The sequence below is a fragment of the Dietzia sp. HMSC21D01 genome (genome assembly GCF_001815995.1).
Taxonomy (GTDB): Bacteria; Actinomycetota; Actinomycetes; order Mycobacteriales; family Mycobacteriaceae; genus Dietzia; species Dietzia cinnamea.
In genome coordinates, this window is record NZ_KV824052.1 from 20,827 (window position 1) to 35,800 (window position 14,974).

Below are 14,974 nucleotides of genomic sequence, written 5' to 3' on the forward strand. Positions count from 1 at the left end.
TTCCTTGAGGGCGGCTCCGGAAACCGGGCCATCCGGACGATCTTGAGAAGTGATAAACGGCTAGACGCTGACGAGCTGCGAATCACTGGTGATCGGCAACTGTCGCCCCTCCACCTGATCCGGCTGCCCCGGGGCATCCGTGGGGCGGCTGGTGATCAGCACCACCGGCCGCTGGGGTGGGGCGGAAAGGTTGGTCCACCGTGAGAGCTGATCGAGTTGCGAATACCCCGCCAGCAGCGATGCCTCCGTGAGGACCACCACGGGGTCGGGCAACGCATCCACCTCGTCAAGGACCGACCGAACATGGGTTTCCATCACCGGCCGCAGCTGGTCCGGGCCGAGTTGCAGGACCTCATCGCGTTTGCTTTCCTGCCCGCTCGCGATGAGCGCTTCATCGAGCCTGCCCAGCACCTTGTCGGACAGGTCCACCACCTGACCTCCGACGTGCATGGCGAGCTGGTCTGCGATCTCGTCACTGTGCCCGTATGGCACCGACACGGAGACGAAACCTGCTCCGGTTAGCGCCCTGCTCAGCTGCTCCATCACGGGATCCTCGCCGGCGCCGACCCGTGTCCGGTGCGAGGACGGGGTTCGGGTAAGAACTGCGCTCAGACCAGCCGGCGTGTCCGAGAAGTACCGGAAGACTCGGCGTGCCGAGTCGTACGCCATGCCCGGCATTGCCTCCGACAGCACCGCTTCCACATCGTCGCGCCGAGGTGCGCGACTGGCAAGCTGCGGGAACCTGGCCCGGATCGAGTCGGAGAGGAGCTCAAGAGAGAACTCTCGTGCAGCCTGGGGCAGCGTCAGGCTGATGAGGTCTCGTACTTCAATGTGGGTCGAGTACAGTTCCCCGGCCGTGTTGATCGACATATCCGGGTCACCAGCGACGGCGAGTTCCCGAAGCGTCTCGATCCCAACTCGTTCCCGGGAAACCGCGAGTTTGCTCAGCACGCTTGTGGCGACTGAACCCAGTTCCTGATCGACCAGCTCGGGGGAGACCACTTGGACCCCTGGCTCCTGCAGCAGGTCTCGCGCGGCCTGGTGCACCTCGGAGGCGAGCGGTTTGGCCCATTCCGGGTGCAGCGTCATGCCGATGACGTGACCTATCCGGCCGCGCCGGATCAGCTCGACTCCCGAGCCGGCCCCATCGGCGGCGCGGTGCAGACCGAGATCGAACATGCGCAAGATGCCCAGCCGAAGTCGCTCGAAATCGTCGCGACTACGACTGGGGTCGGAGCCCAGGAGCTGCTCCAGAGCGGCGGCGAGCTGACGGATACTGGCGACCCCACCCCGCCGAACAATCTCGCTGTGGGTGGCTCCGCGAATCGCTTCGAATGAGTCCCGGAGAAGGGGAGAGGACTTCCACAAGTCCGGGAACTTGCCGGTGATCTGCGGGATCCGGCCCTGCGTCACCCGCAATGTCTCCGCGAACGCCGACATCGCCTGGAAGGGATCTGCTGGTGAGCCATCTGCGAGTCCGAGGATCGCTCGGACCAGCTTGTAGTCGGATGTGCGGGAGCTTCCCGATTGCGCCAGCAACTCGTCGGCAAGCTGCCCCATCCCCGGGAGCGCGACGGTCGTGGCGGTCAGTGTGTCACCACTTCGCGTAGTGACGTCCCTGCCGATAACCGTCGCCCCACTGGATTCAGTAGTGGGGGAGGTCTGGCGAGGCGAACGCTCTTGATCGCCGCCGTACAGGGAAGTCGCCGTAGCGAGCGCGTCACGGAACTCCTCTGCGGAGCCGTAGCGGCTGCGCACGTCGCCGTCGAGGAGCCGGTGGAAGATCGCCGTCATGGCGTCCACGACCTCGTCGCTCCACTCGGCGGGGAAGGTGTCCTGGTCGATGGCCACCCGGCCGTCCGTCAGGGACGGGTCCGTGAGTCCGTCCCCATACGTCGGGGTACTCCCCGTGGCCATCTCGAAGAGCACCACTCCCGCGGCGTACCGCTCGGCCGCCGAGTCCGCGGTGCGACGCCCGTGGCGGCCAAGGAACGGATCTCTGTACGCGCCCGTCCCCACTTCGGTGTGGTGCAGGGACTCGCGGGAGGCGGAGAAGTCGAACAACGCCAGGTGCGCGTTCTTGCCCGGCCGTCGTATTCCGAGGTTGGAGGGCTTGATGTCCCGGTGGGCCACGCCCGCCGCCTCCAGGGCCACGAGCATGTCCGCCAGATTGGCGGCGAACTTCCAGAACCTGCTCTGGGCGACCGGACCCAACTGGAGTGCGCCGGCCAGGGTGACTGTGCCGCAGCTGGACAGCACCAGGCAGGTGCGGTTGTTGTGGACCACCATGGGATCTGCCAATAGCGACACGAACAGCTTCGAGTACTTGGCTGGCAGTCCCTTGGCCAGCGAGCGCAGTACCTCGGCTTCGCCGCGCAAACGGGCGGCTGCCTGGTCGTCACGCCCCACCTTGAGCACCTTCGGGGGACCGTCCGGGTCGTCCGTGTCCTCGACCAAGATTCCCAGTGCCGTCGAGCCGGAGCCAAGGACCTGCTTCACCACAAACCGGTCGGCGATCTTGCCGTCGATCATCGGCGCCGCAGCATCCATCTGTGGGCTCGATGCGCGGGTGTCGTCCTGGCCCGCTGCCGAGTCCCACTTCTCGACGAACACGCGCACAGGAGTGTCTCCGGGCGTCGCGCTGGTAGGCAGGAAACTCTTGATCCGATCAGAGACCACGGGCGCGGTGGCCGTCTTGACCAGATCTCGAAGGTGTTGGTCGAATTCGTTGGTCACCGCGGTCACGTCCAGACCCCGGTCGCGCTCGAGGCGATCGAGCAGGTCTGATCGGTCGGAGGCCGGATCCGCGCCGGTGAGAACGTAGTACGCCACCGCGCCTAGCGAGAACAAGTCAGCAGCGAGCCGGTCCGGCGTGTGCATCCCCGAGGCCTCGGGTGCCTGAAAGACCGCTGTTGCGTCGTCGACGCTGACGCTGGTCACAGCCGACCCCGTGGCCCCCAGGACCGTGCCGGACGCTTCGGTCGTCCCGGCCCGTGACCAGCCGTCGACCTTGACCTCGATCCGCCCGGGGCGGTCCACCGGAAGGGACGACACACGCTCCACGTTGAGCAGGACTGTGGCGGGGTCCAACCCGCGGTGAACCACCTGATGCTGATGCGCATACAGCACGGCGCTGGCCACCTGGTGGACGATCTCGGCCCGCTCGGCAGCAGACAGTCGGGCACCCGGCAGAGCGACGTCCAGCGGCTGGTATTCCGGTAGCGCCGGGTAGACGACGACTTCCTCGGAAGTACCCCGAAGGGTCTCCATGCTCCGCGGGGAGACGATGTGCTGATGGTTCAGCCCCGCGAGCAACTCGTACTCGCGGCGCAGGTTCTTGCGCATGCTCAGCCGCTGGCCCTCGTGAGCAACCGAATCCAGGTTGAGCACTCGTGCCCGGATCGGGTCGCCGGTCTCCTTGTGTTCGCCGTCCCACTCGTGGAAGCGGGGATCGGGGGAGTCCAACCGGTCGTGCAGGAGGAAGGACCCGGCGTACTGATCGCGTACCGCGATTCCAGCGATCGACTGCATGGCCACCGCGATGACCAGTTCCTGCAGCTCGTTGATGCGACTGCCGCCGGAGGGTTCTTGGATCCGCTCACTGATCGGGGGCAGGCCGGTGTCGAGGGTCTCGAAGGGGAAATCGGCGGGGTCCACGCCAAAGATGTTGTGCGCCTTACCGGGGGGCAAGGACGATTGTATGGCCGGGTTGTGGAGGAACACCGCTTCCTGGATCCACGGGATCCTGCCGAACTTCGCCGCCGCCTCGCGGACCATTGGTGTGTTCTCCGGGTCCCGGGCGATCTTGGAGATCTCCTCCTCGAGCCGAGATTTGAAGCGCTGGGCCTTGCGACGGGTGGTGACCATGGGGGAGCGCATGCGATCCACCCGACCGCGGCGTTCGGTCACCCACAGGTGCTCATCCCCGCCGAGCCGGCCGTGGTATGACTTCAGCTCCAGCAGATGGATACGAGATTGGCCCACCACGAGTGCGTCCACCTCGTGCCATTGCCCATGAGAGTCCTGGAACTCAAAATTGGCCCACACGCGGTACGGGGACGAGTCCGGAACCGCGCCTGCCAGTAGTGCCAGCCCCTGCTTTTCATGGTCGAAAGCCGACCGGGAAACCTCGGTCCAACGCTTGCTGTCTTGCCGCACCGTTGACCGACCTCCTGATAGTGCCTGTGACTAAAGAAACCCTAGTGCACTACTCCGACAGCCGCGCCGACGGACGCACAAGCCGTTCACATCAGTCTCACTGAGACGCACTCGGGAGGGTGTCGGCAGGTCTACGGTGGAAGGTGTCGTCGGTGCACGACAGTCCGGGGCACCGTCGGCATATCGCCGGAGGAGGACAGGTCATGGACACCAGGCCAGTAGTCGTCGGAGTCGACGGCGGAGCGGATTCGCTACGGGCCCTGAAGTGGGCAGCCGAGTACGCGGCAGCGCTCGACGCGCCACTGATCGCCCTGACCGCGTATCAATTGCCAGCGGTCTACGGCCCGTATGCGATGGCCGGCTGGGAAGACTCCTCCGAGTTAGAGAGCAGCGCGCGCGAGATGCTGGCGGAAGCGGTGCGCAACGCCCTGGGGGATGACGCCTCGTACAAGCCGGCCGTCCTGCAGGGCCACGCGGCCGAAGCGTTGATCGCTGCATCCGGGGACGCCCGGCTCGTGGTGATCGGTAGCCGCGGACGAGGCGGGTTCACCGGGATGCTGCTCGGCTCGGTCAGTCAGCACGTCGTGGCGCACGCGCACTGCCCCGTGGTCGTCCTGCCGCATTCGAGCCACGAGGCCAACTAGCGGCGCCGCCCGTCGGGGTGCGTCACACGCAGCATCCAGGCCGACCGAGTCGAGCGTCACACAGGAGACCCTTACCTGCGGCGATTCCGCGTTGACCTGAGACAATTCGCCTTATGGACACTGTCATCCAGATCATCCTCATCCTGCACTTCATCGGTCTCGCCGGGATCATCGGTGGCTGGCTCGCCACCATCAAGGCGCCTTACATGGCGAAGGGCATCCTGCACGGCGCGATCCTCCAGGTGGTGACCGGACTGCTGCTCGTGGGCCTGCGCGAGATGCAGGACGCTGACCTCAACCACATGAAGATCGGTATCAAGCTGCTGGTCGCGATCGTCATCCTCGTCGTCGCGATCATCGGCGTCCGCAAGGAGGCCAAGGCCCAGGGCAGCACCGCGACCCTGACCCACGTCGCCGGTGTCCTGGGCATCGTCAACGTCGCGGTCGCGGTCCTCGTCTGAGGCATCGCCCCGTATGCGGACCGCGCCCCCCGATCTCGAGTCGGGGGGCGCTTGTCGTATGGGCCGCTCACACTGGGATTAAGACCGCAACCCGGAGTGGAGGGCGAGTAGATGGATGACGCGACCCGCGATGTCCCTGGTGCACGAGTGGCCGCGCCGGAGCTCGAGGACAAGGCGGATGTGCTGGCGGATGTCGCCGATGCGATCGAGACCGTTGGGCTTGACGAAGGCAGTCGGATACTCGGCCTCCGCTACCCGTTCGTGCCCGTGGAGAAGACGTCCCGGAGTTACACGGAACGGAGGTCATTGCGTCTCTTCTACCGCGACGGGTTCGTCGACCGCTACAGCGGGACGCGTCTGGTCAACCCCGGGGCGCTACGGCTGCTCTCCGTACTGCTTCCGGAGGACTTCCCCGCGGATCCGAACTGGGCGATGTCGCGATCGCACTTCGCGTTCTGGGAGCTGTTCCCGACCATCGACCACCTGCAGCCGGTGTCCCGTGGGGGAGAGGACACCGAGGCGAACTGGGTGACGACATCTATGCTGCGCAACTCTGCCAAAGCGCACTGGACGCTCACCGAACTGGGATGGGGACTCCATCCCCCGGGCGATCACGCCCAGTGGGACGGGTTGACCGACTGGTTCGTGCGGTACCTCCGGGCGAATCCCGCTCCTATCGCGGTGCCGTACATCGGTCGGTGGTTCCGGGCGTCTGCCGAGATTCAGGCGAAGTTCGCCTGAATCACTCCATCACCGTCACTCCATCACCGCCGCGAGGTAGGCGCGGACCAGGCGGCCGCCCACGCCTGCGGGCAGCCGTTCTATCGCCGCGAGCAGCGGCGCCATTCCGCCACCGCCTCCCTCGGTCCCGGCCTCGTCCGCGTCGAGGACACCACCCACGAGCGCATGCACCTCATCTTCTGGCAGGGCGAGCAGGTCGGCGGGGGAGAGGGTCCCTGTCTCCAGCGCGTCGAGCACGTCGGCGAACCCCGTTGGAGGAACTGGATCAAGCTGCCCGCGGACCTCGTCTGCGGCCTCAAACGCCACGCGGAGGATCTCCTCGACGAGCCGTTCGGTCACCGGGGTGATGGTGAGGTGGGACGACGACGACAAGGTCCCCCGCTCCTGGCGGTAGGCGGGCTGCGCCTGGACGGCGATGCCCCTCCGGGCGCAGGCATCCGCCCAGAGGTGCGGGTGAACGCGCCGGCCGTCTCCGGCGGACTCGTCGGCGACGACCGCCAGCAGTGGGCCGGGATCGCGGTCGAGGACTCGTAGCCCCTCGATGCCGGACAACCCGTCGACCAACCGATCGGTCGCCCGGGCGGTCCGGGCGACCAGTTCACGCTGCCCGCCGTCGCCGAGCGCCTCGAGCACCGTCCACGCCGCCGCGGCGGGTTCGAGCGGTTTGGATCCGGCGAGCGTCGGGTTGACCACCGGGTAGCCGGGCCAGTCGACGGTGGCGAACCATGCCGCCCGGTGGCGTTCGCGGCCCCGGCTGAGCAGCACCGACGTGCCCTTTGGTGCGAAACCGTACTTGTGTACGTCCGCCGAGATGCTCGTGACGCGCGGGATGCGCATGTCCCACCGCTCGGCTCCGTCCGGCTCGGCCGACTCGGGCTGCCCGGTCGACTCGGACTGCCCGGTCGACTCGGACTGTCCAGTCCTCTCGGTCGAGGGCCAGTACGGCAACACGAGCCCGCCGAGGCAGGCGTCGACGTGCAGCCCGATCCGCGGGTCGTGGTGTGCCTCGAGCCCGGCGGCGATCTCGGCCACGGGGTCGATCACCCCGTTCGGATAGGCCGGGGCCGAGCAGACGACCAGCACGGTGCGCTCGTCGACCGCGGCGAGCAGCTCCTCCGCGGTGACCCTCCCCGTGGCCGGGTCGACCTCGACGCCGACGAAGCGCAGCCCCAGCAGGTGGGCGGCCTTGCGGAACGCGGCGTGCGCGGTGACGGGAGCGACGATCGTCCCACCGCTGCCGGGCTCGCGGCCGGAGACCTCGCGGGCGGCGAGACAGGCGAGGATGCAGCTCTCGGTCCCGCCGGAGGTGACGCTGCCGAAAACCTCACCGGGCGCGCCACCGAGGATCGCGCGGACGCGATCGACGATCCCGCCGTGGATCTCGGCGACCGAGGCGAACACCGTGGGATCGAGGCCGTTGACCCCGTGCGCCAGCCGGGCGGCGCGGCTCGCCAGCTCGTCGAGCTCCTCCAGCCCGGAGTCGTAGACATAACTGAGGACCCGCCCACCGGTCGTGGGTGGATCCTGCGCCCGCAGCGCGGCCAGTCGCGCCAGGGCGTGCTCCCCGCGGTCGGCGATCTCGAGGGCCAGGGGGTCGGGGGTCATGCGCGCTCCGTCCATCGGGGATAAGACCTGCCGAGGGTCCGGATCAGCAGCAGGCTCGTCGCCGCGAGGACGGCGGGGACCAGGGAGAACGCCAGGACGATCGCCCAGTGCGCCGACCCGGGCTGATCGGCCACCCCGCCGGACCGGAAACCCCCGACCGCCAGCAGGGCGAGGACGACCACCGGCCCCAACGCCATCGCGCCCGTCTCGGAGGCCGTCCACAGGCCGCTCATGGCGCCACTTCGTCGTCGTCCCCCCAAGGTGCGGTCCAGGTCGGTGCAGTCGGGCAGCATCGACATCGGTAGCGCCTGCATGCCCGCGTACGCGACGCCCGCCAACGCCACCGGCACGTGCACCCACCCACCGGGCACGAACCCGGCCGGGACGAGCAGGAGGGTGGCGAGCGTGAACAGGGCCGTCGCCGCGGCGAGAGCCGGCACCTTGCCCCGCGCGTGGGCGAGCCGCGCCCACAGCGGCATCACCAGCAACGCCGGCCCCACGAGGGCCAGGAACAGGCCCGTCAGCGCGGTCTCGTCGCCCAGCACGTACGTCGCCACGTACTGACCGCCCGCGAGCATCACCGCCGTGGCCACCGCCTGCAGACAGAACACCACCATCAGCAGCCGGAACGGCCGCGTCGTCCGCAGCGCGTCGAGGCCGTCGCGGTACTCGTGGGCGAGGCCGCCCGCGGGCGCGTCGGCGCGCATGATCGTGCGGCGGCCGGCCACGAACGTCGACCACAGCATCCCCACCAGCATCAACGCGGCCACGCCCGCGGCCATCACCACGTACCCGGTCGCCCCGCCGCCGGCCGCGTCCCGCAGCGCCGGGCCGCCACCGCCGGTGAGCAGGATCGCCGCGGCGAGCACCGCCACCCGCCACGCCAGCACCGTCACGCGGGCGGCGGCGTCCTCGGTGAGCTCGGCCGGCAGCGCGAGGTACGGCACCTGGAAACACGAGTAGGCGAGCGAGGCCAGCAGGAAGAAGCCCATCACCCACACGCCCGCCGCGCCCGTGCTCCACCCGGTGGGAGCCGAGAACGTCGCCACGAACAGCAGCGGCAGGGCCAGCGCCCCGAACAGCATCAGGCCCGTGCGGTAGCCGGTGCGGTGCGACGCGCGGTCGGAGATCGCCCCGATGAGGGGATAGGCGAGCACGTCGACGACCTTGGGCACCAGCACGAGCACCGTCGCCACCGCCGCGGCGACCCCGATCGAGTCGGTGAGGTAGTACGCCAGCACCAGCCCGGGCAGCGTACCGAACGCACCCGTGCCCAGGCTGCCCGCGGCGTACGAGGCCAGGACCGGGGCCGTGGTGGCGCGGTCGCGCTCCGCCCGGTCAGGCGCGTCGGCCGCGTCGGTGGTGGTCATGGACCGACTCTAGGACCCGCCGCGCCCGTTCCGCCGGACTTCGACGGCGGATCCGGTGCGGGTTCAGCCGCGCCAGTCGAAGACGTCTGGGTCCGGGCCCGAGCGGGTGCCGTTGTGCAGCGCCGAGACCGAGGCCATCTGCTCGTCGGTCAGCTCGAAGTCGAACAGCTCGAGGTTCTCCCGCATCCGAGCGGGGCTGGAGGACTTGGGGAACACGATGTCCCCGCGCTGCAGGACCCACCGCAGCACCACCTGGGAGACGGTGCGCCCGACCTGCTCGGCCAGGGCCGTGAGCTGCGGGTCACCGAAGACCGATCCCTGGGCGAGCGGGCTCCACGCCTCAACGGCGATCCCGCGCTCGACACACGCGGCGCGGAGCTCGTCGTTGACGAAGTAGGGGTTCGATTCGATCTGGTTGACCGTCGGGGTGCTCAGCCCGGCATCGGCGAGACGGGCGAGGTTCGCCTCCGTGAAGTTGGAGACGCCGATCGAGTCGACGGGCAGGTCGGAGCGGATCTCCTCCATGGCCTCCCAGACCCGCGCGACATCGTCGTGCATGGCCAGCGGCCAGTGGACGAGGTACAGGTCGATCCGGCCGCCGAGCGCCTCGAGCGACCGCTCGGTGGCCTCACGGGCGGCCGTGCGCTCGTGGAAGGTGTTGTTGAGCTTGGTCGTGATCCAGAACTGCTCGCGCGGGATCCCGGAGGCGGCCACCGCCCGGCCCACGCCCTCCTCGTTGCCGTACATCTGCGCGGTGTCGAGGTGCCGGTACCCGACCTCGATGGCGTCGGTGACCACCTTCTCGGTGTCCGCGGGCGGGACCTGGAACGTGCCGAACCCGAGTTGCGGGATCGACCGCCCGTCGTTCAGTTCGATCGTCGGGACGTACGTCTGGGGTGTGCTCATGCGCTACAACGTACGCCCCGGCGCGCGGTGTCACCCCTGACCGGTGCGCAGCGACGCCTCCACGAGGTCCAGCATCTCGCTGACGTGCTCGGTGCCGCGGCCGGTGGCCAGGTGCGTGATGAGTCCGTCGAGGATGATGTCGAGGTAGACGCGCAGAACGTCGGCCGGGATGTCAGTGCGCATCCGACCGGAGGCCTTCTGCTCGCGGAGTCGAGCGACGATCGCCGCGTCCACCTCCGCCTGCCGGTCCGTCCACCGTTCCCGGAACTCCGGGTCCGTCCGGATCCGGCGGGCGATCTCCAGCCGCGTGCCGAGCCAGGAGAACTCCTGGGGGTCGGCGAGGATCTCCCGCATGACCTGAACGAGGCCCTGCTCGGCGACGGTCGCGGCCATCGCCGCGGCGTCGTCGTGGGCCAGGGCGAGGAAGAGGGCGTCCTTGTCGTCGAAGTGGTGGAAGATGGCGCCGCGGCTCATGCCGGTGGCCTCCTCCAGCCGGCGCACCGTGGCCCCCTCGAACCCGTACTCGGCAAAACACTCTCGGGCGCCGGACAGGATCTGCCGGCGGCGGGCGTCCATGTGGTCCTGGCTGACCCTGGGCATCTCACAACCTTTCTCGCGGATACACCGCGGCGGTGCGCAGTTCCTCGCCCGATTCAGGGAGTACCGCGCACCGCCGACGATGTGTGAGGGGATCAGCCCTTGATCATGTTGCGCAGCACGTACTGCAGGATGCCGCCGTTGCGGTAGTAGTCCGCCTCGCCGGGGGTGTCGATGCGCACGGTGGCATCGAACTCGACGGTGGAGCCGTCCTCCTTGGTCGCGGTGACCTTGACCGTCTTGGGCGTGGTGCCGTTGTTCAGCTCCTCGATGCCCGTGATGTCGAAGGTCTCCGTGCCGTCCAGACCGAGGGTCTCGTGGGACTCGCCCTCGGGGAACTGCAGCGGGATGACACCCATGCCGATGAGGTTGGAGCGGTGGATGCGCTCGAACGACTCGGTGATCACGGCGCGGACGCCGAGCAGGCGGGTGCCCTTGGCGGCCCAGTCACGCGAGGAGCCGGTGCCGTACTCCTTGCCGCCGAGCACGACCAGGGGGATGTCCTTCTCGGCGTAGTTCTGCGCGGCGTCGTAGATGAACGCCTGCGGCGCACCCTCCTGGGTGAAGTCGCGGGTGTAACCGCCCGTCACGCCGTCAAGCAGCTGGTTCTGCAGACGGATGTTGGCGAAGGTGCCGCGGATCATGACCTCGTGGTTGCCGCGGCGGGAACCGAAGGAGTTGTAGTCCTTGCGCTCCACACCGTTGGCGTCGAGGTACTGCGCCGCCGGGGTGCCCGGCTTGATGGTCGAGGCCGGCGAGATGTGGTCGGTGGTGACCGAGTCGCCGAGCTTGGCCAGGACGCGGGCGCCCTTGATGTCCTTGACGGGCTCCGGCTCCATCTCCATGCCGTCGAAGTACGGGGCCTTGCGAACGTAGGTCGACTTCTCGTCCCACTCGAAGGTCTTGCCGTCGGGGGTGTCGAGGCCGCGCCAGCGCTCGTCACCGGCGAACACGTCGGCGTACTTGGACTTGTACTCGTTCGACGAGATGGAGGCCTTGATGGTCTCCTCGATCTCCTCGGAGGTGGGCCAGATGTCCTTGAGGAACACGTCGTTGCCGTCGTGGTCCTTGCCCAGCGAGTCGCTGGAGAAGTCGAAGTCCATCGTGCCGGCGATCGCGTACGCGATGACCAGGGGCGGGGACGCCAGGTAGTTCATCTTGACGTCCTGGTTGATCCGGCCCTCGAAGTTGCGGTTGCCGGACAGGACGGCGGTCGCGGTGAGGTCGTTCTCCTGGATCGCGTTGGAGATCTCCTCCGGCAGCGGGCCGGAGTTACCGATGCAGGTGGTGCAGCCGTAGCCCACGAGGTGGAAGCCGAGGGCCTCCAGGTCCGGCCACAGGCCGGCGCGCTCGTAGTACTCGGTGACGACCTGCGAGCCCGGGGCCATCGAGGTCTTGACCCACGGCTTGGCGGTCAGGCCCTTCTCGTGGGCCTTACGGGCGAGCAGGCCCGCGCCGATCATGACCGACGGGTTGGACGTGTTGGTGCACGAGGTGATCGACGCGATCGAGACGATGCCGTGGTCGAGCACCATCTCCCGGCCCTCGACGGTGACCTCGACCGGCTTGGAGGGCCGGCCCTCGGCGCCGGCGGAGGCGTCGGCGCGGACCGAGCCCTCCTCGGCGTGGACGAGGGTCGCGCCCTCGGCGGGGGCGTCGCCGTACTGCGTGGACCCCTTCCGGGTGTCCTCGAGGGTGGTGGCGTCGTCACCGACGTAGTTGTGGATGTCCTTGCGGAACGCGCTCTTGGAGTCGGACAGCTCGATGCGGTCCTGCGGGCGCTTGGGGCCGGCGATCGACGGGACGACATCGCCGAGGTCCAGCTCGAGGTACTCGGAGAACTCGGGCTCGGCCGCCTCCGGGTCGAGCCACATGCCCTGCTCCTTGGCGTAGGCCTCGACCAGCGCGAGCTGCGCCTCGTCGCGACCGGTCAGGCGCAGGTAGTCGATGGTCTCGCCGTCGATCGGGAACATGGCGCAGGTGGAGCCGAACTCCGGGCTCATGTTGCCGATGGTGGCGCGGTTGGCCAGCGGCACGGCGGCGACGCCGGCGCCGTAGAACTCGACGAACTTGCCGACGACGCCGTGCTTGCGCAGCATCTCCGTGATCGTGAGCACGACGTCGGTCGCGGTGACGCCCGGCTTGATCGAGCCAGTGAGCTTGAAGCCCACGACGCGCGGGATGAGCATCGAGATCGGCTGGCCGAGCATCGCGGCCTCGGCCTCGATGCCGCCGACGCCCCAGCCCAGGACGCCGAGGCCGTTCTCCATGGTGGTGTGGGAGTCGGTGCCGACGCAGGTGTCGGGGTAGGCGACGCCGTCGCGGACCATCACCGTGCGCGCGAGGTACTCGATGTTGACCTGGTGGACGATGCCGGTGCCCGGGGGGACGACCTTGAAGTCGTCGAACGCGCCCTGGCCCCAGCGGAGGAACTGGTAGCGCTCCTCGTTGCGCTGGTACTCGATCTCGACGTTCTTGTCGAACGAGCTGTGGTCACCGAACGACTCGATGATGACGGAGTGGTCGATGACCATCTCGGCGGGGGCGAGGGGGTTGACCTTGTCCGGGTCGCCGCCGAGCTTCTCGACGGCCTCGCGCATCGTGGCGAGGTCGACGATGCAGGGCACGCCGGTGAAGTCCTGCATGATCACGCGGGCGGGCGTGAACTGGATCTCGGTGTCCGGGTCGGCGTTGGGATCCCAGTTCGCCAGGGCGTCGATGTGCGCCTTGGTGACGTTCTTGCCGTCCTCGGTGCGCAGGAGGTTCTCGGTGAGGACCTTGAGGGAGTAAGGGAGCTTCTCCGCTCCCGGGACCGCCGACAGGCGGTAGATGTCGTAGGCCTCGTCGCCGACCTCAAGGGTCCCCTTGGCGCCGAAGCTGTCAATGCTTGCTGTCACGTCAGCTCCACTCGTGGTGTCTATGTCGATTCGTCATCCCACCCGGAGCCGTCACCTCGAGTGTGTCGGGCGGCGGCGCCGGGGCGGACACACGGTCCATTGTGGACCCTGCCATCCGTCTGCGGCCCCCAATTTACCAGTACGGACGTTCTGTATAAACTCGGCGCGCCCGAACGTGGGAACGGCACTGCGGTTGTCGCGCCGTCGGCGCGTGGGTTCGGTGCGACGACGACGAGATGGCACCATATCGGGCGTGGACAACCCCGACGATGCCGTGATGACGCTCGCCCGCGAGGCCGGGCCGATCCCGTCGTTGGGCGAGAACGAGGTACCGCAATGGCTGGACTTCCCGGCGGTCGTGGCGGATCTCGCCGACGACGGGGTGTCGGCCCCGGAGCCCTTCGTCGAGGGTCTGCGGACGGTGGTCGAGGAGGCGGCGGATCGCGGCCTCGACCTCAAGGTCGTCTACACGGAGGCCCCCGCGGCGGTCTACACGGACGCGCGCGACGTGGCGACGTTCCTCAACGAGGAGTACGAGGGCACGATCCTCGTCCGCACACCCGCCTTCATCGGCAGCTCCAGCGACACGATCCCGAGGCACCAGCTCGAAGCCGGCCAGGACGACGCCTGGGAAGAGTTCGACCCGGTCGCCTCCGCCGCGGTCTTCGCGCACAAGGTCACGGCGCCGACCCCGCCGTGGGGGGCCGTCACAGCGGTGGTCCTGGTGTTGGCCGTGGTGGCGATGGTCGCGTTCGCCATCGTCCTGCGCCGCCGCGCCCACTGACACGCGTCTACTGACACGCCGCGGACACGCCGCGGACACAACTGTGCATTGAGTTACAGCAGTGTATTTTTCCGTCCGATGTTTCACAAGTGTTCGCTGTGACTTACGGTGCTTAAGGAACCATCGGTTCTCCCGAGGCGGTAACGAACTCCAGTGGCGCAGGGGAAGGCATCACCGGAGCCCGCGCCGCCCCGGTCACGCGTCCCGCCGTGCGGGGCGCGCGGTCAGCCGCACCCCGGTGCGGTCAGCGGAAGGTGAAACGTGGAGCCTGAGCATTCGTCCCGCCGTGCCCCGGTGGCACGGCCACCGAAAAGCCCGTCGAGGGCGGCAGGGCGCGCGGCCCTGGCCGCGGCGCTCGTGTTGGGAACGGCCTCCGGGCTGCTGCACCCCCCGGCCGCGGGTGCGCAGGGTGTCTCCGCGGTCGCCCCGGGCGACATCTCGGGTCTCATCCGGGCCGTCGCCGACGCCACCGCGAGGCTGGACGGCACCCGCGAGTCGATCGCGGTCAAGCGCGAGGGCGTGAACAAGACCCTCGTCGATCTCCAGATGGCCCGGGTCGACCTCGATCGCGCGATCGCCGAGGCCGATCGCACGTCCGCCGAGCGCGCGCAGGCCGACTCCGGTGTCGAGTCCGCCCGCAGCACACTCGACGACTACTCGCGACTGCTGCACCGGCAGGGCACAGCTCCCGGCGCCGCGTCGGCGATCCTCGACCCGGGCGGGCCCGGCGAGGCCGGCCTGCGCCAGGAGTACCTCCGTCGCGCGGCGGCCGACCAGCGTCACGTGGTCGGGGAGATGGTCGCCGCGGCCG

10 protein-coding genes and 1 pseudogene are annotated in these 14,974 nt (G+C 68.7%); 5 read left to right on the plus strand and 6 right to left on the minus strand.

Annotated elements, in window-relative coordinates; genetic code table 11:
* Positions 1-60: 60 nt before the first annotated feature.
* The gene (locus HMPREF3086_RS14250) at positions 61-4,158 is read right to left on the minus strand and encodes a protein kinase domain-containing protein (protein WP_070722523.1); all 4,098 of its coding nucleotides are present in this window, start codon (positions 4,156-4,158) and stop codon (positions 61-63) included.
* Positions 4,159-4,361: 203 nt separating this feature from the next.
* On the opposite strand from HMPREF3086_RS14250, the gene HMPREF3086_RS14255 reads away from it, so the two are divergent.
* From HMPREF3086_RS14255 to HMPREF3086_RS14265, 3 genes are all read left to right on the plus strand, one after another.
* Entirely contained in the window at positions 4,362-4,802 is a 441-nt protein-coding gene (locus HMPREF3086_RS14255) for a universal stress protein (RefSeq protein WP_070722525.1), read from the plus strand.
* 113 nt (positions 4,803-4,915) lie between these two features.
* Positions 4,916-5,263: a hypothetical protein gene (locus HMPREF3086_RS14260; RefSeq protein WP_069390489.1), complete on the plus strand. Its 348-nt coding sequence runs from the start codon at positions 4,916-4,918 to the stop codon at positions 5,261-5,263.
* A gap of 111 nt (positions 5,264-5,374) precedes the next feature.
* Positions 5,375-6,004: an HNH endonuclease gene (locus HMPREF3086_RS14265; RefSeq protein ID WP_070722527.1), complete on the plus strand. Its 630-nt coding sequence runs from the start codon at positions 5,375-5,377 to the stop codon at positions 6,002-6,004.
* 15 nt (positions 6,005-6,019) lie between these two features.
* Here HMPREF3086_RS14265 and HMPREF3086_RS14270 read toward each other — a convergent pair whose 3' ends face one another.
* The 5 genes from HMPREF3086_RS14270 to acnA form a co-directional block, all read right to left on the minus strand.
* Complete coding sequence (locus tag HMPREF3086_RS14270; RefSeq protein WP_070722545.1) at positions 6,020-7,609, minus strand: pyridoxal phosphate-dependent decarboxylase family protein; 1,590 nt, start codon at positions 7,607-7,609, stop codon at positions 6,020-6,022.
* Positions 7,606-8,979, minus strand: coding sequence for an MFS transporter (locus HMPREF3086_RS14275; protein WP_070722530.1), 1,374 nt, complete (start codon positions 8,977-8,979; stop codon positions 7,606-7,608). Before HMPREF3086_RS14275 ends, HMPREF3086_RS14270 begins: the two co-directional genes overlap by 4 nt.
* Before the next feature lie 63 nt (positions 8,980-9,042).
* Positions 9,043-9,885, minus strand: coding sequence for an aldo/keto reductase (locus HMPREF3086_RS14280; protein ID WP_070722531.1), 843 nt, complete (start codon positions 9,883-9,885; stop codon positions 9,043-9,045).
* A gap of 30 nt (positions 9,886-9,915) precedes the next feature.
* On the minus strand, positions 9,916-10,485 hold the full coding sequence (locus HMPREF3086_RS14285; protein ID WP_070722533.1) for a TetR/AcrR family transcriptional regulator: 570 nt from the start codon (positions 10,483-10,485) through the stop codon (positions 9,916-9,918).
* A gap of 92 nt (positions 10,486-10,577) precedes the next feature.
* The gene (acnA, locus tag HMPREF3086_RS14290) at positions 10,578-13,379 is read right to left on the minus strand and encodes an aconitate hydratase AcnA (RefSeq protein ID WP_070722535.1); all 2,802 of its coding nucleotides are present in this window, start codon (positions 13,377-13,379) and stop codon (positions 10,578-10,580) included.
* 253 nt (positions 13,380-13,632) lie between these two features.
* Between acnA and HMPREF3086_RS14295 the strand changes: the two genes are divergently transcribed.
* Positions 13,633-14,163 (plus strand): Rv1476 family membrane protein, encoded by a 531-nt coding sequence (locus HMPREF3086_RS14295; protein ID WP_070722537.1) that lies wholly within the window; start codon positions 13,633-13,635, stop codon positions 14,161-14,163.
* A 294-nt stretch (positions 14,164-14,457) separates the two neighbouring features.
* Positions 14,458-14,974: pseudogene (locus tag HMPREF3086_RS14300) on the plus strand (hypothetical protein); the annotation flags it as partial.

What these genes read in the sequence shown, in the direction of transcription:
- HMPREF3086_RS14255 (WP_070722525.1), top strand. Translation starts at nt 4,362, where the DNA reads ATGGACACCAGGCCAGTAGTCGTCGGAGTCGACGGCGGAGCGGATTCG.
- HMPREF3086_RS14285 (WP_070722533.1), bottom strand. Translation starts at nt 10,485, where the DNA reads ATGCCCAGGGTCAGCCAGGACCACATGGACGCCCGCCGCCGGCAGATC.
- HMPREF3086_RS14280 (WP_070722531.1), bottom strand. Translation starts at nt 9,885, where the DNA reads ATGAGCACACCCCAGACGTACGTCCCGACGATCGAACTGAACGACGGG.
- HMPREF3086_RS14265 (WP_070722527.1), top strand. Translation starts at nt 5,375, where the DNA reads ATGGATGACGCGACCCGCGATGTCCCTGGTGCACGAGTGGCCGCGCCG.
- HMPREF3086_RS14270 (WP_070722545.1), bottom strand. Translation starts at nt 7,609, where the DNA reads ATGACCCCCGACCCCCTGGCCCTCGAGATCGCCGACCGCGGGGAGCAC.
- HMPREF3086_RS14275 (WP_070722530.1), bottom strand. Translation starts at nt 8,979, where the DNA reads ATGACCACCACCGACGCGGCCGACGCGCCTGACCGGGCGGAGCGCGAC.
- HMPREF3086_RS14260 (WP_069390489.1), top strand. Translation starts at nt 4,916, where the DNA reads ATGGACACTGTCATCCAGATCATCCTCATCCTGCACTTCATCGGTCTC.